Raw genomic sequence first — 20,938 nt, 5'->3', positions numbered from 1 at the left:
CCAGCTTATTTCTTTGAATTTAATTTTTGAACGTAATTTTCTTTATTTACTTGTCGTGCGCGTGCAATTGACAGGGCATCCTCAGGAACGTTATTCGTAATGGTTGAACCTGCTGCCACATAGGAGCCTTTACCAATTGTGACCGGTGCCACTAAATTGGAATTACAGCCAACAAAGACATGATCTTCGATTTTCGTTAAAAATTTATTTTTTCCATCATAGTTGACGGTTATGGAACCACAGCCTATATTTACATCCTTACCAACTTCTGCATCACCAATGTAGCTGAGATGAGAAGCTTTACTGCCTTGGCCAAATACAGCTTTTTTTATTTCAACAAAATTACCAATTTTGACATCATCGTGAATATCTGACGAAGGTCGAATGTGTGCAAACGGCCCAATATTTACATGTGCACCGATTGAACTATCATGTGCCACGGATTGGCGGATTGTTGTAAAATCACCAATTTGGCAATCTTTTATTTCACTATTAGGTCCAATGATACACTCAGAACCAATGATAGTTTTTCCTGAAAGGACTGTACCAGGATAAATAGTGGTATCCTGACCTATTTCGACATCAGCACCAATGTAAGTAGTTAAAGGATCAATTAACGTAACCCCATTACGCATATGAACTTCATTGATTCTAGATTTCATGATTCGTTCTGCTTCACTAAGAGCAACCCGATCATTTACCCCTAATGTTTCTTCGAAATTGCCCGTTTGGTAAGCCGTTACAATTTCCCCTTGTTTTTTCAGGATTTCGATTACATCAGGCAAATAATATTCACCTTGGACATTATCGTTTGATACTTGTTCGAGTGCGGCAAACAGTGCTTGATTATCGAAGCAATATGTACCTGTGTTGATTTCTTTAATACTGCGCTCTTGTTCAGATGCATCCTTATGTTCGACGATTTTTTCAACATAACCGTTAGCGTTACGAACAATGCGGCCGTATCCTGTTGGGTTATCAGTTTTTGCTGTTAAAACTGTCACCTTTGCCTTCATTTCTTCGTGTTGTTTGAAAAGCGCCTCCATCGTTTCAGCCTGAATAAGTGGAGTATCACCACAAACGACGATCGTTACACCTTGTTTTCCTGCCAAAATTTCTTTTGCTTGAATTACCGCATGTGCCGTACCTAACTGACTTTCCTGCAATGCATATTGGCTTTTATCACCAAGTTGAGCTTTTACCTTTTCCGCTCCATGACCAATAATTGTGACCACTTCATCTATGTTAAGCTTTGAAACTTGATCAACAACATGCTGAACCATTGGTTTGCCACATACAGGGTGCAACACTTTATAAAGCTTTGATTTCATTCGTGTCCCCTGACCTGCAGCCAAAATTATTGCATACCGTGTAGACATGTATGGCCCTCCAATTTACCTTTTTATCCATTAAGAATATATCTTAAATAGCCGCTTATTTCAAGGGAACTTCACAAAGTGCAAATAATTGTTATGTTAGGGGGAAAATTGGGAATTTTTTTTGAGAGGGATATTTTGCGGTTACAACCGAGGGTATGACTTATTAAAGGCTGTGTTAAACTGGTCTGTTGATTTCCGTTACAGGCGCTTCGCGCACCTTAGGGGCGGGCGGTGAGCCTCCTCGGCGCCATAGCGCCTGTGGGGTCTCACCTGTCCCGCTGCTCCCGCAGGAGTCTTCGCGCCTTCCACTCCAATCAACTTTGCCAAAACACAACATTCTGCTTTAACACATCCATATTAAAAAAGAGCCATACTTTTGATAGTAGGCTCTCGATGTTCAACAAATTTTTTTAGGATGCTCCAGCTTCTTCAAATTCAACTTCTAATTCACCTAATCGATGGTATTCCGCCAATACGGCTTCTTGAATTTTGCCTCGAGTCCCCGAATTAATTGGATGGGCAATATCACGAAACTCTCCATCTGGTGTCCGTTTGCTCGGCATCGCTACAAATAATCCATTATTTCCGTCAATTACACGGATATCATGAACTACGAATTCATTGTCTAATGTAATTGAAGCGATTGCTCTCATGCGGCCATCTGTGTTAACTCGGCGTAATCTTACGTCTGTCACTTCCATCATGTTCACCACCTTTATAATTTTCGAAATGAAAACCACCTAAATTATTCAACAAGTATTTCCATTTTTCCTCCTTTACAAATATCTTTTTTCAAAAAATTGGCTCAAATTGTGAACAAAAAATGAATCGATTTTCGAAATATGTGATATTCAGCACAGCACTTAAATGATTTTTGTGATAAGACCCTAAATACAAATAAAAAAGCTCGTTATTAGCTAACGAGCGCAATTACTTCTATTTCCACCAGTACATCTTTTGGTAAGCGTGCGACTTCCACACAAGAACGAGCTGGTTTATGTACCGAAAAATATTCTCCGTATATTTCATTCATTGCTGCGAAATCGTTCATATCCTTTATAAAAACAGTTGTTTTAACAACTTTTTCAAGCGACGATCCAGCTTCAGTAAGCACTGCTTGTAAATTTTTAAACACTTGGTGTGTTTGAACTTGGACATCACCTTCAACCAATACCCCTTCAGCTGTTAACGGAATTTGCCCCGAACTGTAAAACATATTATTGACTAAGATTCCTTGTGAATATGGACCAATTGCCGCTGGTGCAGCATTCGTTTGGACTACCTTCATTTTTAAAACCCCCAAGATATTTTAATGTTTATGTAAATAGCTAGTTGTTGTTTTTCCTAAGCCAAATTACCGGTTAGGTTGAAAAAATTTCCTTCGCTCACATTAATCGTTTTAGCCCTTTCATCGACATCCGATAATCTGACTAAAGATATATATTCATCGACCAATCGTTCCTCAATATCTTCCGATTCAACTAACACCGCAATTCCAGCCAATTGTGCTTTAAATTCCTCAAGAAGGCTTTTCATTCCATTAACTGTTCCGCCTGCTTTCATAAAATCATCAACAATTAGCACTTTTGAACCTTCTGCTAAGCTTCGTTTTGACAGAACCATTGTTTGAATACGTTTGGATGAACCAGATACATAATTAATACTAACAGTAGAACCTTCTGTTACCTTGCTATCTCTTCGAACAATAACAACCGGTACATTTATTTGTGAAGCAATCGCATAGGCGAGTGGTATCCCCTTTGTAGCGACCGTCATGACCGCATCGATATCAGCAAATGCATATGCAGATGCAAATAACCGCCCTGCTTTACGAATAATGGAAGGGTTCCCGATTATATCTGTCATATATAAATATCCGCCTGGAAGAAGCCGCTCTGGACTGGCCATGAGCTCACATAATTCGTTGACAAATGGTCTTGCCTCAGCTTCACTGACCTTCACATAATACTTTACCCCACCTGCCGCTCCTGGGACCGTTTGTAGAGTACCAATTCCTCTTTGTTCAAAGGTATCCTTGATTATCGCCAAATCTTCACTAATCGATGATTTAGCAGATTTATAGCGTTCAGCAAAAAAAGTAAGCGACACTAATTCGCGGGGATGTTCAATTAAAAAATGAGCCATGTCAAGTAAACGTTCACTCCGTCGGAATTTCATAAAAGGGACCTCCAAAAACCGAATGTTTAACGATAATATATCATTAATATCCGTATTCAATCAAGCTTATGACGGTCGCCTAAAATCCTGACAGCAAAAACTTGATCACAAAAACCTCGTAAGCCATTATAGATTCGATGCATTCGTGAATCATGCTGAACAAGGCAAAATACCGTTGGACCACTGCCACTCATCAACACGGCATCTGCCCCAAAACGGCGCATTTGCTCCTTAATTTGCGCTACCTCTGGATGGAGATTTAGTGTCACATCCTCAAGGACATTTCCTAGCGTTTGACACACTTTCTGATAATTACTTGTTTGTATCGCATTAATCATAGTCGCAGTATTTGGATGAGTGATTTTGTTTAAGTCCAAACGGCGATATACATCAGCGGTAGATACCCCGATAAACGGCTTGGCTAAAATCACCCAGCATGTTGGTGGAACAGGAAGCTCAGAGATGATTTCACCACGCCCCTTGGCCAGTGCGGTCCCTCCATAAACACAAAAAGACACATCTGACCCAATTTCAGCACCAAGGACTGCTAGTTCATCAAGAGATAAACCAAGCTTCCAGAGCTTATTTAAACCCCTTAGCGCTGCTGCAGCATCACTGCTGCCACCTGCAAGACCAGCAGCCACTGGTATCGTTTTTTCAATAGCAATTCTGACTCCTTGTTTTACATGAAAACGGTCCTTTAACAGCTTTGCAGCCTGATAAGCTAAATTCCGCTGATCATCCGGAACAAAGCGGTTATGGGATACAATATGTATTTCATCTTTATCTAATAAAGAAAGCTCAAGGCGATCAGCTAGATCAATCGTTGTCATAATCATTTCAACCTCATGATAACCATCAGGGCGTTTATATAAAACATCTAATGACAAATTGATTTTCGCCGGTGCTTTCACTAACAGCTTCAACATCTCCACCTACTTTACAAAATTCGACGATATCTTCATATTTTGTCCTATTTTACCATAAATCAGACTTGTAAGAACGGAACTTCCTTACATTATTCTGAATTATAAACATTATTTTCCTAAGATAAGGCTTTTTCTATTTTATCAAAGGCTACGTTAAACACGAATGTTGATTTCCGCTCCAGGTGCTTCGCTTTCCGCGGGGCGGGCGGTGAGCCTCCTCGGCGCTAAAGCGCCTGCGGGGTCTCACCTGTCCCGCTGCTCCCGCAGGAGTCTTCGCACCTTCCGCTCCAATCAACTTGGTAAAAAAATTTAATAAAACTTGAACAAAAAAAAGAAGTCAAGGTTAATCCCTGACTTCTTTTGCCGCGTGATTTATATTGATTGTGTCGTGAAGCAAAAAAGAGAAATTTATTGTTTGTTTGAAAGTTGTGCCTGGGCCAACTCGATCGCTCTCTTTACCATATTCCCGGCATCACGCGATCTAATGCCGCCCCAGCCTTCCTTTTGAACAACGTCATAAAAACCAAGCTCTTTGGCCAGTTCTTCTTTAAATCGTTCAGACATAATCCCTCTTCTTCTTCTGCTCAAATCCAACAACCTCCTCATTCACGCACGCCTTCATAGTTTGTGAATTTATCTAAAAGTTATTAGAAAACAAAATAAAAAGCAGTAAACAAGAGTCCACTGCAATTTAAAACAAGTATTAACTTAATGCTACAGTACCAGTTGGATCTTCATAGAAGGTAATCTGAACCGTCTCTGTTAAAATGTCTGCGTAGCTGTATGATACCCGTTCAAACGCATTTTCTTCCTGATCCAATTCAATCACAAATACAGAAGGATATGTTTCTGCTAAAACACCGGAACGTTCAATCGTCTTCCTCCGTCCCCCATTCGCCTTTAGCATCAGACGTTTCCCTAGATTTGAGTCGAGAGCCTTCTTAATATCCGCTAATGTTTTTGGCATTCGGTCCACCTCACTATGAAAAGTATAACACTTTTAGCTAAAAAAGTCAAACAAAATATAAAATTATAACAGTCAAATAAATTGATTGTCAATGTTTTTCATTCCACTTTTTTTGCTAATTTTCTACATTTTTATATTGACCGAAATCTCCATAAATTATGTATGTATATTTCCTTGATATAACACTATATATTAGATGATTGGAAATTAATAAAGATTATACTTAGCAGAAAACTTTTCTTATAAACCTTTTAACCCTTCTTTACTTCAGGCAAAAATAAGCCGAATTTTGTAGACGGCTTATTTTCTCCTTTCATCCTCAAGTGGGAGCTTATAGGGCATACCTGTTCGAAGAACACCTTTCGTTTCTATTCCACCTAACCCTTTTTCACCAGTTAACGTATTTCTTAGTACATCCCATACATTTATTCTTTCCATAAAAGGGGTAAAGCTAATTTTCGCTACAATATATACCGGATCAAGCGCATGGATATTTACCCGAGATGGAGAACTTGCGAAGTTAGCCCCCGCTTTTATTAATGATTCAAAATGGGACTGGCAGGCACCTGCAAAAATGACTAACTGATCCAGATGGGGAACTTTCTTTCGAGCTTCTATAACTGTTTGCATGAAATGTATGGAATGTCGATAGGCATTAATATCTGCCATCTTCCCTTTCGACTTTGAATACGAATCATGACCAGTAATCACTAATATATCTGGTCGATAAATATCCAGAAGCTGGCCCACCTTAAGAGGCATTTCCTTTTCATTACAATGCACTCCATAAACCGGGACCCCTACCTTCTCATAGACAAGCATACATTTTTTTAAATAAGCAGGATCACCATCAATATGCAAAACCTTGCCTGGAACTTGAAAAATATTAATATCCTTACTAAAGCCATCCGTTGCCGCAAATTCTTGTTTTTCTTTTATCAAACTAACATCCTGACGAAATAGTTCATATGATTGCTGTTCTAGCGACCGGAATTCCTGCGATTTTTTGCGCAGCTCCGCTGGATTGATTTTGATAAGATCTTCATATGGCGCATCGGCGATTAACCGAAAATCTTCCCCATAAAGGACAGCGTTTTTTTTCCCTGAAACTTGCCTTAGGTCAATCACGCGGAAGAGGATGTCACAATGGTATGACTTTCTACCGACTATATCCATCATTTTTATCGTCACAGTCATCCACTCCAAATGGCCATGTCTGGCCTTCCTAAACTAAATATTACTAGTATAGGCTATGCAACCACCGCTTTGGTTGTGATTATTGCATAAAATAAAAAGGATCGCCCCCCTGTAAGAGACAATCCTTAAGCGATAATTAGTATATCGATATAATAATATTATTATGCAAGATTAAGCTTCATTTTTAAAAAAGGGTAATAATGCATCACTAAGGCGTGCATATTCCTGAATCGATAACGTTTCGCCACGTCTCCCAGGGTCAATTTGCGAACTTTCTAACGCAATTAGAATGGAATCCTTTTTCTCTTTTCCAAATGGCAATTGATTCGTTAAATTATTTAATATTGTTTTGCGCCTCTGAGCAAAACTTGCCTTAATGACTTGGAAAAAGAAAGCTTCATCTACCATTTCCACCGCTGGCTTTTCACGTAGCGTTAATCTAATGATGGCTGAATCGACATTGGGCTGTGGAATAAACACAGTCTTTGGCACGGTCATGACTACTTCGGCTGTCGTGTAGTATTGTATCGCAATGGAAAGCGAGCCATAATCCTTCGTTCCTGGATTTGCTGTGATTCTCTCAGCAACCTCTTTTTGAAGCATGACGACAATTCCACGAATCGGAAGCTTCTCCTCCAACAACTTCATAATGATTGGCGTTGTGACATAGTAAGGTAAGTTGGCAACGACCATTACATCTCGAATACCCGCAAACTTCTCCTCCATTACCGCTTTCACATCTGCCTTTAGTACGTCCTGATGAATGATCTCAACATTATCATAAGGGGATAGTGTATCTTTAAGAATCGGTAATAAGCGTTGGTCGATTTCAAACGCGACTACTTTTTTACTGCGGCGTGCCAAATGCTCTGTTAACGCACCAATACCCGGTCCAATTTCAATTGCTCCAGTTTCTTCCGTAATATCGGCATGGTCGACAATCCGCTTTAATATATTAGGGTCGATTAAAAAATTCTGCCCTAGGCTCTTTTTAAAGGAAAATCCATATTTTTCAAGAATCGCTCTTGTACGTAATGGTGTTGCAATATCCTTATCCATTTTGCTCCTCCTGTCGTATGACCGCCATCGCCGCACTAAACTCGGCAGCACTTATTTGAAACATCATTAATCGCTTATGTAACTGTTTGCCGTTTGTATAACCAATTTTAAGCAGCTTGCCCAATTGCTCTCTCCGTTCCTTTGCCCCTGATCCACCTATTAGCCCTGCATCTACTAAATCATCTTGAGTAATGATTTCTTTAATACCGTCATGCATTTCATGAGCTTGACTAAGTGCTTGGATAATCACCTCAATTGAGGCGTGTTCAACACCGAGACCTTTACCGTTTCGAGCAATTGCCTCTGCTTTATTGATAAAAGCGTGCTTAACACCTGGTACGTGCTGGGTAATGGTGTGGCGAATCTTCTCACCAGGAAAATCTGGATCAGTTAAGACAATCACACCTCGCGTCATTTGAGCTAATTTAATTTTTTCAATTGTTTCTTCATTAATTGCTGAACCATTTGTTTCGATTGTATCCGCATCAACGGCACGTCTTATCGCAGTGGTATCATCCTTGCCCTCAACCACTATGACCTCTTTAATTTTCATCTAAAAGCCTTCCTCCATCTAAATCATCCTCCTACTATATTAAAGAAAAATTGCCAAAATGCAAAATGCAGAGGAAATTTTTCCTCTGCAAATCGCTAGATTATAAAATTCGTATTTTGACTTTTCTAACGCCCCAACGATAGGCCTCCGCTTTTGAAGGGATAAATATATCAATTTTGTATCCTTTAATCGCAGATCCGGTGTCAGCAGCTACGGCATAGCCATAGCCCTCAACATACACTTTTGTCCCTAATGGGATAATGCTTGGGTCAACGGCAATGACCTTTACATTCGGATTTGCTCTTAAATTGATCCCTGTTGCGGTAGTACCTGAACAGCCGTTGCACGAGGCTGTATAGGCAGTTGAATTCACGATAAATTCTTGACCACTAGCTTGGCCACGGGAAATTTGTTGCGCAAGTGACATTGTGCCAACAGCTACAACCTTGTCTATTTTATCCTTGAGCTTTATTTCACTTAAAATATTTCTAACAACTTCCTTACCATTTTCAAAAACTACTTCGTATGTTCGTTTAGTTATACCCTGTTGACCTTCTTGAACAACTTGTTCAGTTCCTTGTGAGAGGTTATTATCTTGTTTCGTGATTACCGCGAAATCAACTGGTTCTTCCACCACATCGGTGACTTTTTCTACCCTAATCACGTTAATCACTCCATCATTTGTGAGTGATTGTTCCGGCTTAGGCTCAACTCGGTCTAGTTCATTCAGTTTAACTCCCTGTTGTACTAAAAAGTCAGCGACCGTAGTCGAAGTTGACCATACCTTCTGCTCTTTACCACCATCATTTAGTGTAATCGAAAGAGCCGATTTTACTTTTACCTTTAAGTTGTTTCTTAGTTTAGTCTTGGGCCTGGGAAGTACCTCGTCATGATCATTTAAAGCGATTTTTTGCTCCTTCAATAATTGTGCAACTGTTGTGGCTGTCGTCCAAACCGTTTTCTTCTCGCCGTTCTTGACAAGTACGACCTGTTTTGCCGGTTTATAAACAACCTTTAGATTGTTTTTAACCTTAGTGTTCCCTTTGGGAAACACATAATCTTCTGAGTGAAGTGAGATTTTTAAATCATTAAAAATTCCCTCAACGGTGTTCGCATGAGTCCTAATGATTTTTTCTTGACCGTCGATTGTTAATGCTACAGTTTTCTTACTCGTTTCATAAAAAATTCCGAAAGCAGCTGCAACAAAAACTATAAAACTAGCAATTAATACGGTCCATCTCCTCTTCCTCGAAAGATCGGAAAACAGGTTTTTCATGTTTTTGAGTACGATGAAAAACGCCTCCTTTTCTCGAGTGAATTATATAGACTATTCTGCCGACTGTCAACTAAACACTTCCCCTGACGTAAACTTATTATGCAAAAAGTCAAGTGACAATGTAAAGAAATTTATATCGACATGTTTATCCTATGAACCCACGGAGGCGTGTAGAACAGGTAAGAATTATTAAAAATTAGGACAGGCTTCACCGTCATCCGACAGTATTCACCATCATTTTATGTCGAATATTTTTTTGGCATTTTCCGTTGTTATCCTACAAATATCCTCAAAACTTTCTCCTTTTATGTCAGCGATTTGCTCAGCAACTAATTTTACATAGCTCGGTTCATTGCGCTTTCCCCGATATGGATGTGGTGTAAGATAAGGGCAATCTGTTTCAATTAATAGTCGATCCAACGGAACCACTTCAGCAACCTTTTTTGGCTGTTTGGCATTTTTAAATGTAACCGGTCCACCTAGTGAAATATAAAAATTCATTTTTATGCATTCCATTGCAATTTCAGGGCTACCGCTAAAGCAATGCATAATACCCCCAACTTCACTGGCGTTCTCTTCCTTCAGAATTTCAATAATATCTGCAGTAGCATCTCGATTATGAATGATAATCGGTAGCTTCACCTTACGGGCTAATTGAATTTGTCTTCTAAAGACTTCATGTTGTACCTCTTTAGGTGATTTATCCCAGTAATAGTCAAGACCCATTTCTCCGAGCGCAACCACCTTTGGATGAGCAGCTAGTTCTTCAATCCAAGCTAAATCCTCATCTGTCATATCAATTGCATCAACGGGATGCCAGCCAACACTGGCATAAAGGAAATCATAGGCTTCAACCAGCTCGATTGCTTTTGTAATGGTAGGACGATCAAATCCGACGACTATCATTGACGTGACACCTTCAGCTAGGGCGCGATCGATGACCTCTTGTACATCGTCTTTATATTGTTCTGCGTTTAAATGGACATGTGTATCAAATAGCATGATTCATTACTCCCTTTATCCTGTGAATTCATCATTAGTTTAACTTTTTCATACTCAAAAACAAAATATTACGTCGAAAATTGTTACACGTGGAACATTGAAAAGCGGAAGCGGCTCGTTCAGGGGTGACAGGCATAAGATAAGCCGGCATGAAGGTCGTTCTTTGACCTTCTTGACGGATTGGCTTATGACCCCGAGCCCCTTGCCGCTGGAGCTAGCCAAATCGAAAAGCGGAAGGCGCCCGTTTATCGGCGACAAGCATAAGACGAGCCGGCCGAAAGGTTGCCTTTTGACCTTTTGGACGGATTGGCTTATGACCTCGAGCCGATGGCGCCTGTAGCTAGCCAACAACATATAAAAAGCCTTTAATCTGCTAATAACAGATTAGAGGCTTTTTCATGAATTATTTTACTTTAGAGCCATTTGGTAAGGTTTGGTCTACGGTTGCTAAAGATAGTTGACCATCATGACTTCCGGCTAAAATCATTCCTTGCGATAGTTCTCCGCGTAACTTCACTGGTTTAAGGTTCGTTACACATATGACCTTACGACCAACTAATTCTTCAGGCTTATAATATTGGGCAATTCCTGAGACAACCTGACGTTTTTCATAACCTAAATCCAACTGCAGCTTTAAAAGCTTATTAGCTTTCGGAACCGCTACACACTCAATAACCTCAGCGACTCTTAATTCAACCTTCATGAAGTCATCTATTGTTATTTCATCAATCTCAGGCTTTTCAGGTGCAGCAACTTTCGGCTCTTCTGCTTTCGCAGGTGGTGCCATTTGCTCTTTAATGTAATTTACCTCTTCTTCTACATCAAGGCGAGGGAAAATTGGCTCTCCTTTTGTTACCTTTGTTCCAGCTGGAATTTTGCCAAATTCCAAAAGGCTATCCCAGCTTGTTAGCTCAACACCTTCAATGCCTAACTGGGCAAAAATCTTAGCTGGTGCTTGAGTTAAGAACGGTTTTAACAGAATGGCTACTCTTCGTAATGATTCCGCAAGATGCGCCATAACATTCGCCAATGCAGGCTTTGTTGTCTCCTCTTTTGCCAATACCCATGGCTGAGTCTCGTCAATATATTTATTTGTACGGCTAACAACCTGCCAAATAGTAGATAATGCAACCGAAAACTCCATTCGTTCCATTGCATCCTCGTACTTGTTTACAACTTCTTGATTCATATGAAGTAATTGCTGATCAAACTCACTGTTCGAACCGCTATATTGTGGAATTTCACCATCAAAGTATTTATTAATCATCGCAACTGTTCTGTTTAATAAATTTCCAAGATCATTGGCTAAATCAAAATTGATGCGATCAACAAAACCTTCTGGTGTAAATACACCGTCAGCACCAAATGGAACTTCACGCAATAAATAATAACGTAAAGAGTCTAATCCATAACGCTCAATTAACGTAACAGGATCAACAACGTTCCCTTTAGATTTTGACATTTTGCCATCTTTCATTAACAACCAACCATGTGCAAAAACCTTTTTTGGCAGCGGTAAATCAAGGGCCATAAGCATGATTGGCCAATAAATTGTATGGAACCTAACAATCTCCTTCCCAACTAAATGGACATTAGCAGGCCAATAGTGTTGATATTTTTTATCATTGTCTGTTCCATAGCCTAATGCAGTGATATAATTCGACAAAGCATCAATCCACACATAAATGACATGCTTTGGATTCCCTGGTACCTTAATACCCCAATCAAAAGTCGTCCTAGATACTGCCAAATCCTCTAAACCCGGTTTAATGAAGTTATTAATCATTTCATTTTTACGGCTTTCAGGTTGGATAAAATCAGGATTTTCTTCATAATAGGCAAGTAAGCGATCAGCGTACTTACTTACTCTAAAGAAGTATGACTCTTCCTTCACTTTCTTTACAGGACGTCCACAATCTGGACAGTTTCCTTCAACTAATTGGATTTCAGTATAGTATGATTCACACGGGGTACAGTACCAACCTTCATATTCACCTAAATATATATCGCCTTGCTCCAGAAGCTGGGCAAAGATCTTTTGAACAACCTCTTTATGACGCTCCTCAGTTGTTCGGATAAAATCATCATAGGAAATGTCCAACTTTTTCCAAAGTTCTTGAATTCCCGCTACAATTTCGTCAACATAGGCTTGCGGTGTAACACCCTTCTCCTCAGCCTTTTCTTGAATTTTTTGACCATGTTCATCCGTTCCAGTTAAATACATTACATCAAAGCCGCGCATCCGCTTATAGCGTGCCATTGCATCACCTGCAACCGTAGTATACGCATGTCCTATATGAAGATTTCCACTTGGATAGTAGATTGGAGTCGACAGATAAAAAGTGCTTTGTTTTTCCTCCATTAATATTCCTCCCATTAGAACCTCAATAAACATCATCGAGGTATAATTCTTGTAAAAAAGCTTTATAAATAGAATGATTTCCTATGTAAGCATTACCTCTTATATCATCAAAATATACCTAAAAATACAAAATTGTGCAACAAAACCTTGCTCCATCAATTCATGTTTTCATAAAACGAAGAATTATGTTGATTTATGTCGTTTTTTGTCGAATATTAACAGAGTAAGAGATATTTAAAAATAATGATAATGATTTTTGTTCTCTATTAATATGCTATAATTAATAAACCATAATTACCATACACGTTGATAACTCAGGGTTCTTTAAAGATAGGTAAAAATTACTATTGTGACAAAAATAAAAATAATTGACGTTTATGGTAATGGCTGGTATTATTAAATCAGAAAAGAAAATGTCGAATAATGACGAATAAAAACCATAATAGAGAGAAACACATAGTATTGAGAGGAGATTAATGTAATGAAATCTACAGGAATTGTACGTAAAGTTGATGAATTAGGTCGTGTTGTAATCCCAATCGAATTAAGAAGAACACTTGGAATCGCAGAAAAAGATGCTCTAGAGATTTATGTTGATGACGAAAGAATTATATTAAAAAAATATAAACCAAACATGACTTGCCAAGTTACTGGTGAAGTATCTGATGAGAATGTAACACTAGCAGATGGCAAATTAATTTTAAGCCGTGAAGGTGCAGAGCAATTATTGGAAGAAATCAAAACGGCATTCGATTTAAAAAAATAATGTAATACAAAAGGCTGACTTATTGTCAGCCTTTTGTTTCGCCTTCGACATGATATATCTGATATACCTCTCGTTTATTCAATTCTCGATCTTTTGCCACCTGTTTAATTGCATCCTTTGAAAGCATTGATTTTTCATTTATGTAAAAATTTACATGTTCAACAACCGATAAATTTAGCCACCAGCTTTCTACGTTATCGGCTTTAGCCTGCTCTTCACTTAGCCCCTCGATAACAAGGCAAAACTCACCCCTTATTTCATCCTTATTCGACCAAGCAATCGCTTCTTCTATTGTCCCACGAATGAACTCCTCAAACTTTTTCGTTAATTCCCGACATAAGACAATTTCACGATTTCCTAAGACTTCAAGCAATAATTGTAAGGTTTCCTTTAAACGATGAGGAGACTCATATAAAAGCGTGGTAGCTGTCTGCTTAGCTATTTTTTCAAGTTCCTTACGTTTTTCTTTTTTCTGTCGGTTTAAAAAACCATAAAAATAAAATGGTTGGGTACATAAACCAGATGCAATTAATGCTGTTAACGCAGCGTTAGCACCTGGAAGTGGCACAACCCTCAGTTGCTCTGCGACAGCTGCTTGAACCAATTCGTATCCTGGATCCGAAATTGTTGGCATCCCCGCATCACTCACCAACGCCACAACCTCACCTGCACGCAATCTGCTTAACAGTTTCTCACCACTGGTTCGCTGGTTATGCTCATGGTAGCTGACAATCTGCGTATCAATCTCAAAATGATTCAGCAGCTTAATTGTGTTTCTTGTATCCTCAGCGGCAATGATATCAGCTTCTTTTAAAATCCTGATTGCCCGAAAACTAATATCCTCTAAATTCCCAATTGGCGTTGGCACCAAATACAGAATACCACCATCTGCCCCCGTCTCAAAGCTCTTTTGCTGCCACATATCCTTCACCTGCTTCTTTTAATAAATACTGTTCCTTCTTCTTTCGTGGCCAACTTTTAAACTCATATTCAGCCTTCAATGCATCGCTCTTATTAGAAAAGGCTTTCTTGTACAAAAGCTCGACTGGACCTCGCCCTCTAGTATACTTTGCACCCTTTCCTTGATTATGCAACTCGATTCGTCGTTTGAGATTATTCGTATAACCGCCATAAAAACTGCCATCACGACATTTAAGTACATAAAAATAATGATTATTTTCCATATAAAATCTCATTAACTTCAGACGTATACTCATTGTTCTCATTGTACACAAACAAGGGTGGTAAAATCTTCAAATCAGGCTGTCCATCCTTGATTGCTTCAATGAGAAGAGTATTAGCATCTTTCCCAGGCTTAGGGTGAACGAACTGTATCCGTTTTGGCTCCAAACGATATTGCCTCATAAGGGTAATAATATCTAATAACCGACCGGGACGATGAACAAATGCCACCTTACCTCCCTGCCTGACAAGCTGGCTCGATACACGAACAACATCCTCTAGCGTACATAATATTTCATGACGAGCAATTGCGAGATGTTCATTTTCATTAATTTCATCTTTATTTGGTGTGGAAAAATAGGGCGGATTACACGTCACTACATCATATTTCCCGTGACCAAGTTGCTTTGGCATTTCCTTAATATCACCATGTATCATCTGTATCTGTAAATCAAGACCATTGTATTCAATACTACGCTTAGCCATATCATAAAGACGCGATTGTATTTCAACTCCAGTTATTGTCGCCTTCGACCTGGTGCTCAATAATAATGGGATAATTCCATTTCCACTACATAAATCAACAATCTTTCCCTTTTGGATTGGGACATAAACAAACTTCGCTAACAAGACGGCATCCAAAGAAAATGCAAAAACAGAGGGGCTTTGAATGATCCTCATCTCTTCCGCTAATAAATAATCCAAGCGCTCATCATCTTTTAACATAACCATCTTTTTGTCCTCCCAAAATCAATCAAAGAAAATTGAAGCTTCATCAAAAAATCTATTCGAAAAAACAGCCTTCCTAATCCAGGAAGGCCACACTTATTTCTTATTTAAAAAGGAAAGGCAGAATAAACAATCCCCTTCTTTTCGAGGGCTTCCAAAATGGATATTACAAATATGGAAGCCTTCTTGATAAAGACGGGCAAGATTATCATAACCTTCACCAATATCAAAACTTGCTCGGTTAGTTGCAGTTGCCTGTGCTTTGTCCTTTTTTATCGGCTTTTTCAAGTGCACATCGTGATTCTCTGCAAATTCAAACCGCTTCCTCAACAAGTCATTTTCGAGCTTTAACGAATTATTCTCCTCGAGTATTTCCGCAAGATGCTGCTTTAACTCGCCAAGCTGTTTATATAATTGACCAATTTGTTCTTCCATATTAATCACTGAATCAAAGATTTCTTTTTTATCCACCTAGTCCACCTCATTAATCTGTGGATTGTATCGAAACGGCGCCTTCTTTCAAAATCTCATCAAGCGTATATTCGAGTACACGTCCTTGATCGCTATATTCTACTTGAAGCACCCGTTCTAAAATATTTAAACCAACGACCTTCCCAATTCCATGAGGCGTTTCAATCTTTTCCCCTAAATCAGGCAACTGTTCTTTCGCACTTTCATACTCATCATTTTCATATTTTAGGCAGCACATAAGTCGGCCGCATAAGCCTGAAATTTTTGTCGGATTCAATGATAGATTCTGATCTTTCGCCATTTTAATCGAAACAGGATCAAAATCCCCAAGGAATGTGGAACAGCACAGCATTCTTCCACACGGACCAATTCCACCTAACATCTTCGCCTCATCGCGAACACCAATTTGACGAAGCTCAATTCTCGTCCGGAAAATCGCCGCCAAATCCTTCACCAACTCGCGAAAATCAACTCGTCCATCAGCGGTAAAATAGAAAATAACTTTATTACGGTCATACGTATATTCCACATCAACTAGCTTCATATCTAGCTGATGTTCATTCACTTTGCTACAGCAAACCTCATAAGCTTCTTTGGCGGCTTGCTTATTTTCCTCAACAATCAGTTTGTCCTTTTGGTCAGCTAAACGTAATACTTTTTTTAGCGGCAAGACTACATCCTGTTCATCAACCTGCTTACGACCTGTTACGACTTTCCCATATTCAACACCACGAACAGTCTCAACAATGACAAATTGATCCTTTTCTATTGGAAGATCCCCGGGATCAAAGTAATATATTTTACCCGCTTTTTTAAAGCGCACTCCTACTACATCATACAAATGAAGATCCCTCCTGCAATTTTAGCACAAGCTGCTCCATTAACAGCTGTTGATTCATATTTGCCTGCAACTTCCGCTTTGCTTCTAATATAGCTGACATCTGTTCAGCTAGGCCTCGTCCTGATGATTGTAATGCATACTGCTTTAACCGATCTATTTCTGCTTGAAAAACAACCTGCTGTTCGTTCCCAAGCTGAATATATAATAAATCTTTATAGATAAGAAGTAATAGATCAAGACCACGATCTAGTTGTTCTTTTTCTTTAAAGTGCTCAAACCATTGATCTTGAAGAGTTACAAGTGCTTCAAGAGGACTTTTTTTCAGCACTTCATATAATTTTACCACTATTTTTTGCGCTTGTGCAAACCAATCATCTTTACCTAGCTCCAACGCCTCATCAATATTATTAGTTAACTGCGCCAACAGTGGCGCAATTCTAGGATCTATTCCTTCGGCAATGAATTTTTCTATTAAATGTTTTGGAGAAAGTGGCGTAAAGGTCAATATTTGGCACCTTGAAAGTATAGTAGGTAGAATTTTTTGGACCTGTTCTGTAATTAAAATGGCGTATGTCTCTTGATGTGGCTCCTCCAAAAATTTTAATAAACTATTTGCTGCATTAACTGTAATCTTATCGGCGTGAAGAATCATGTATATTTTTTGCTTCGATTCAACGCCTGTTTTAGAAAATTCCTCTTGTAGCGCAATAATTTGTTGCTTTTTAATCGATAGACCATCTGGCTCAATAATATGAAAATCGGGATGATTGCCTGTATCAATTCTCTTACAATTGACACATTTTCCACAAGGAACATACTCATCCTCAAGCTCTAGACAAAACAGGCTTTTTGCTAGAAGCAAACCAACTTCCTTTTTTCCGGTGCCTCTTAAACCTTCAAATAAATAAGCATGAGCGACCCGTCCTCTGATTAAACTATGCTTTAACATTTTTAATACGGTTGGCTGGATGATTTCAAGTTGATCCCAAGTTTTTGACAAATCCATCACTCACTTACATTAATTAGTTAGATGATTACTGTAGTATTTCAATAATTTTAGTTAATGCATCATCAAAAACGCTTTCTACTGGTTTTGAAGCATCAATCGTGTGGATCCTTTCAGCAAACCTTCTGGTTAACTCATGATATCCCTCACGAACCTTACGATGAAAATCTATTGTTTCTAAATCCAATCGATTAACCTCACGCCCCTGATGCTGGTTAATCCGCTGTAATCCAAGTTCTGGGTCAATATCAAAATATAAAGTTAATCTAGGCATCATATCTTCAATGGCGAACTTATTAATACTATAGACTTCATCAATACCTAATCCGCGGGCGTAACCTTGATAAGCTAATGAGCTATCTATAAAACGATCGCAAAGGACCACTTTTCCTTGGTCAAGGGCAGGCTTAACTCGTTCTATTAAATGCTGACGGCGAGCGGCAGCATACAATAATGCTTCTGTACGTGGGTCCATCGCGGTATTTTCTTTTGCCAATATCACACTACGTATTTGTTCGGCTATATCAATACCACCTGGTTCTCTTGTTTGAACTATTTCTTTTCCCTGTTGCGTTAGGTGTGCAGCGATCATCTGAATGATTGTTGTTTTTCCCGCGCCTTCAGGACCTTCAATTGAAATAAATACACCTTTATCTATCATTATGTAACCTCCAGTAGTTGTACAACACTAAAAAACCATTATATAGCCTTTCTTTAACAATTCTCCACCTTGGAATCTAGTTCCTTTATTTATATGCCAGAGAATTTGGGCCATATCGCCTTCTGTTATCATTTCCCCAGGAAATAATAGCGGTACCCCCGGTGGATAAGGAATAATCATTTCGGCACATATTTTCCCAATTGCTTGATCAAAACAGATTTGTGTACATTCCCTTTTATCCATTTCTGCGAAAGATAATTCTAGTAATGAAATCTCTTTTTTATAAAAAGCTGGATACTCCTCAGTAACATTTACCACTTGCTGTTCTTGCTCAGCTAATAACCGGTTTAACATGTTAAGAACCTCAGCAAATGGAAATTCCATTCCATCTTTTAGCAAGGGAACTATTAGTAATAAATTTATCGGGTCAGCAAGCTCTGCAAACATCCCAGCCTGCTCAAATATCTCCTGTAACGCAAAGCCGCTCAATCCAACTGTAGATTGAATGGTAATTTTTAATAAATCACCAGCATCATTTTCATATGTTAATACCCTTATTCCAGGTAGCTGTCCTAATCCCTCTCGAAATCGCTGGATTTGTTCGTTTAAATATTGTCGATCACGTAGTGTTAAAGTACCAAGATAGCTACGCGCTAGATCCAAAGAAGCCATTAACGGATATGACGGACTGCTCGACTGCAAGATATGTAAATACTTCTCCACTTTCTTTTGCGAAATTAGCTGACTATTATAATGTAAAAACGAGCTCATTGTCAGCGCCGGTAATGTTTTATGGGCAGATTGAACCACCATATCCGCACCCAACGAAACAGCTGAAGCCGGAAACGGCTCACCGGCAATAAAATGGGCACCATGGGCCTCATCCACTAAAATAGGAATATTATTTCGATGTGCCAATTCAATCATATCACCAAGATTATAGACCATCCCATAATAATTAGGATACGTTACAATCAATGCCTTTGCATCTGGATACAGTTCCAAAGCAAGCCGAATTGAAGCAACAGTTGGTCCAGCAGCAACATGCCAATTTTCATTAAATTCCGGACTGATAAATACTGGCTTGGCACCACTTAATTGAAGTCCATTTAATATCGACTTATGGCAATTTCGTTGTACCAAAACGATATCACCTTCATTAACAGCTGCCAAAATCATTACCAAATTTCCGACAGTTGATCCATTCACCAAGAAGTAACTTCTTTCCACTTGATAAAGACTAGCTAATAATTGCTTTGCTTCCAGTATCACACCCTCTGGCGAATGTAAATCGTCTAAACCGCTTAATTCGGTAACATCAAGTTTTAATAGGTTGCTATATGTAGATACTCCCTTTTCGTGAAAAATCGCCCCATTTTTATGTCCAGGGACATGGAAGGAGATTGGGTTACTATGATTATGACTAATTAGTTTATCATATAAAGGTGTCTTCGACTGCAAATTCATCATTATCACCATCATTATTTCATGTACTATAATTTCTATTTTTTCCCGTTCATACTAAGAAACAAGTCTTTTATATTTTATCAAATACTCATCCATTTTGGACTAAACTCCTTATATATTCAAAAAAATTAGTGCCCCTAATGAGCACTTTTATTTAAAATATTTATTTATATTGGCTTATGAATATATTTCAGGCGAAGTTGCCTTCTTTAATTGTTGAATAAAAAATTTATATTTGGGATCATCCGTTTCTGTCCTAATTAAATCAGTTTCGCAATCTGTACAAATATACGATGTGTATAGATGGATCCCCTTCATCTTATTTTCCTGGCAAATTACACACTTCTTTCCTACTTGCTGCGAACTCATTATTCCCACCTCCATATTTCTATTCTTGACGTGCCGTTCGATTTGTATACAATTTTTCGAATATTCATTTCGGAGATGACCGCATTATATTTTATGTCTTTATAATCGTTTGGGTGTATGTCTAAGCGGAGGTTTTTTATAAATAATGACTTGACTGGGGCAGACATTGGTTCTTGTAAGTTGATATCGGAAGTGAACAGACCAGAGGAGTTTGTAGCGGTGCGTTGCGGACATATAATCCCTAATTTGAATCAAATATCGTGATTTCTCTTTAATTCGGACATAAGGTGCCTTATTGTAGCCAAACGATGGCCATTTACTTAGATTTTTTGCAAATAAGGTTATCCGTGTCCGAAACTATTGTAAATGCCTCATTTTTTTAAAAATAACGAACTACATGTCCGAAACAAAAATGCACAAAACAAAAAAACAGCCTTATCAGCTGTTTTTCGTTTGCCCGGCAGCGTCCTACTCTCACAGGGGGAGAGCCCCCAACTACCATCGGCGCTGAGAAGCTTAACTTCCGTGTTCGGTATGGGAACGG

Annotated in this window: 23 protein-coding genes and 1 rRNA gene; 1 reads left to right on the top strand and 23 read right to left on the bottom strand. The window is 38.8% G+C overall.

Features of this window, described 5'->3' with window-relative positions; genetic code table 11:
* Positions 1 to 5: 5 nt before the first annotated feature.
* The 13 genes from glmU to metG form a co-directional block, all read right to left on the bottom strand.
* Positions 6 to 1,379 (bottom strand): bifunctional UDP-N-acetylglucosamine diphosphorylase/glucosamine-1-phosphate N-acetyltransferase GlmU, encoded by a 1,374-nt coding sequence (glmU, locus tag HHO41_RS18095; RefSeq protein ID WP_169101279.1) that lies wholly within the window; start codon positions 1,377 to 1,379, stop codon positions 6 to 8.
* A gap of 410 nt (positions 1,380 to 1,789) precedes the next feature.
* The gene (spoVG, locus tag HHO41_RS18090) at positions 1,790 to 2,080 is read right to left on the bottom strand and encodes a septation regulator SpoVG (protein ID WP_003347151.1); all 291 of its coding nucleotides are present in this window, start codon (positions 2,078 to 2,080) and stop codon (positions 1,790 to 1,792) included.
* A 212-nt stretch (positions 2,081 to 2,292) separates the two neighbouring features.
* Complete coding sequence (locus tag HHO41_RS18085; RefSeq protein ID WP_169101277.1) at positions 2,293 to 2,667, bottom strand: RidA family protein; 375 nt, start codon at positions 2,665 to 2,667, stop codon at positions 2,293 to 2,295.
* Positions 2,668 to 2,723: 56 nt separating this feature from the next.
* Positions 2,724 to 3,557 carry a pur operon repressor gene (gene purR, locus HHO41_RS18080; protein WP_169101275.1) on the bottom strand — a complete coding sequence of 278 codons (834 nt, stop codon included), beginning with the start codon at positions 3,555 to 3,557 and terminating at the stop codon, positions 2,724 to 2,726.
* A gap of 56 nt (positions 3,558 to 3,613) precedes the next feature.
* Positions 3,614 to 4,483 (bottom strand): 4-(cytidine 5'-diphospho)-2-C-methyl-D-erythritol kinase, encoded by an 870-nt coding sequence (gene ispE, locus HHO41_RS18075; RefSeq protein WP_169101336.1) that lies wholly within the window; start codon positions 4,481 to 4,483, stop codon positions 3,614 to 3,616.
* A 411-nt stretch (positions 4,484 to 4,894) separates the two neighbouring features.
* Complete coding sequence (locus HHO41_RS18070) at positions 4,895 to 5,092, bottom strand: small, acid-soluble spore protein, alpha/beta type (protein ID WP_169101273.1); 198 nt, start codon at positions 5,090 to 5,092, stop codon at positions 4,895 to 4,897.
* Between the two features lie 97 nt (positions 5,093 to 5,189).
* Positions 5,190 to 5,453 carry a biofilm formation stimulator Veg gene (veg, locus tag HHO41_RS18065; protein WP_169101271.1) on the bottom strand — a complete coding sequence of 88 codons (264 nt, stop codon included), beginning with the start codon at positions 5,451 to 5,453 and terminating at the stop codon, positions 5,190 to 5,192.
* A gap of 300 nt (positions 5,454 to 5,753) precedes the next feature.
* Positions 5,754 to 6,644: a sporulation peptidase YabG gene (gene yabG, locus HHO41_RS18060; protein WP_169101269.1), complete on the bottom strand. Its 891-nt coding sequence runs from the start codon at positions 6,642 to 6,644 to the stop codon at positions 5,754 to 5,756.
* A gap of 177 nt (positions 6,645 to 6,821) precedes the next feature.
* Positions 6,822 to 7,709, bottom strand: coding sequence for a 16S rRNA (adenine(1518)-N(6)/adenine(1519)-N(6))-dimethyltransferase RsmA (rsmA, locus tag HHO41_RS18055; protein WP_169101267.1), 888 nt, complete (start codon positions 7,707 to 7,709; stop codon positions 6,822 to 6,824).
* A complete protein-coding gene (rnmV, locus tag HHO41_RS18050) occupies positions 7,702 to 8,262 on the bottom strand; it encodes a ribonuclease M5 (RefSeq protein ID WP_169101265.1) in 561 nt (186 codons plus the stop codon). Before rnmV ends, rsmA begins: the two co-directional genes overlap by 8 nt.
* Before the next feature lie 100 nt (positions 8,263 to 8,362).
* The gene (locus HHO41_RS18045; protein WP_169101256.1) at positions 8,363 to 9,538 is read right to left on the bottom strand and encodes a G5 and 3D domain-containing protein; all 1,176 of its coding nucleotides are present in this window, start codon (positions 9,536 to 9,538) and stop codon (positions 8,363 to 8,365) included.
* A gap of 234 nt (positions 9,539 to 9,772) precedes the next feature.
* Positions 9,773 to 10,540, bottom strand: coding sequence for a TatD family hydrolase (locus tag HHO41_RS18040; protein WP_169101246.1), 768 nt, complete (start codon positions 10,538 to 10,540; stop codon positions 9,773 to 9,775).
* A gap of 403 nt (positions 10,541 to 10,943) precedes the next feature.
* Complete coding sequence (gene metG / locus HHO41_RS18035; RefSeq protein ID WP_169101244.1) at positions 10,944 to 12,902, bottom strand: methionine--tRNA ligase; 1,959 nt, start codon at positions 12,900 to 12,902, stop codon at positions 10,944 to 10,946.
* Between the two features lie 481 nt (positions 12,903 to 13,383).
* Between metG and HHO41_RS18030 the strand changes: the two genes are divergently transcribed.
* The gene (locus HHO41_RS18030; RefSeq protein ID WP_169101242.1) at positions 13,384 to 13,668 is read left to right on the top strand and encodes an AbrB/MazE/SpoVT family DNA-binding domain-containing protein; all 285 of its coding nucleotides are present in this window, start codon (positions 13,384 to 13,386) and stop codon (positions 13,666 to 13,668) included.
* Positions 13,669 to 13,693: 25 nt separating this feature from the next.
* Here HHO41_RS18030 and rsmI read toward each other — a convergent pair whose 3' ends face one another.
* The 10 genes from rsmI to rrf all read right to left on the bottom strand — a co-directional run.
* Positions 13,694 to 14,590: a 16S rRNA (cytidine(1402)-2'-O)-methyltransferase gene (gene rsmI, locus HHO41_RS18025; protein ID WP_169101240.1), complete on the bottom strand. Its 897-nt coding sequence runs from the start codon at positions 14,588 to 14,590 to the stop codon at positions 13,694 to 13,696.
* On the bottom strand, positions 14,568 to 14,852 hold the full coding sequence (locus HHO41_RS18020) for a GIY-YIG nuclease family protein (protein WP_169101238.1): 285 nt from the start codon (positions 14,850 to 14,852) through the stop codon (positions 14,568 to 14,570). Before HHO41_RS18020 ends, rsmI begins: the two co-directional genes overlap by 23 nt.
* Positions 14,842 to 15,582: a tRNA1(Val) (adenine(37)-N6)-methyltransferase gene (locus tag HHO41_RS18015; protein ID WP_169101236.1), complete on the bottom strand. Its 741-nt coding sequence runs from the start codon at positions 15,580 to 15,582 to the stop codon at positions 14,842 to 14,844. The genes HHO41_RS18020 and HHO41_RS18015 overlap by 11 nt, the downstream gene beginning before the upstream one ends.
* A 93-nt stretch (positions 15,583 to 15,675) precedes the next feature.
* Positions 15,676 to 16,050, bottom strand: a complete 375-nt coding sequence (gene yabA / locus HHO41_RS18010) for a DNA replication initiation control protein YabA (RefSeq protein WP_169101234.1) — start codon at positions 16,048 to 16,050, stop codon at positions 15,676 to 15,678.
* 13 nt (positions 16,051 to 16,063) lie between these two features.
* Positions 16,064 to 16,891, bottom strand: a complete 828-nt coding sequence (locus HHO41_RS18005; protein ID WP_169101232.1) for a PSP1 domain-containing protein — start codon at positions 16,889 to 16,891, stop codon at positions 16,064 to 16,066.
* A complete protein-coding gene (gene holB / locus HHO41_RS18000; protein ID WP_169101230.1) occupies positions 16,884 to 17,891 on the bottom strand; it encodes a DNA polymerase III subunit delta' in 1,008 nt (335 codons plus the stop codon). The genes HHO41_RS18005 and holB overlap by 8 nt, the downstream gene beginning before the upstream one ends.
* A 34-nt stretch (positions 17,892 to 17,925) precedes the next feature.
* The gene (gene tmk, locus HHO41_RS17995) at positions 17,926 to 18,558 is read right to left on the bottom strand and encodes a dTMP kinase (RefSeq protein ID WP_211171215.1); all 633 of its coding nucleotides are present in this window, start codon (positions 18,556 to 18,558) and stop codon (positions 17,926 to 17,928) included.
* Between the two features lie 27 nt (positions 18,559 to 18,585).
* Entirely contained in the window at positions 18,586 to 20,028 is a 1,443-nt protein-coding gene (locus tag HHO41_RS17990) for an aminotransferase class I/II-fold pyridoxal phosphate-dependent enzyme (RefSeq protein ID WP_348981319.1), read from the bottom strand.
* 174 nt (positions 20,029 to 20,202) lie between these two features.
* Positions 20,203 to 20,394, bottom strand: a complete 192-nt coding sequence (locus HHO41_RS17985) for a sigma factor G inhibitor Gin (RefSeq protein ID WP_248278526.1) — start codon at positions 20,392 to 20,394, stop codon at positions 20,203 to 20,205.
* 455 nt (positions 20,395 to 20,849) lie between these two features.
* Positions 20,850 to 20,938, bottom strand: a 5S ribosomal RNA gene (rrf, locus tag HHO41_RS17980); the annotation flags it as partial.

The sequence above is a fragment of the Bacillus sp. DNRA2 genome (genome assembly GCF_012843265.1).
Lineage (GTDB): Bacteria > Bacillota > Bacilli > Bacillales > Cytobacillaceae > Bacillus_BU.
This window is presented reverse-complemented; position numbering and strand designations above follow the sequence as displayed.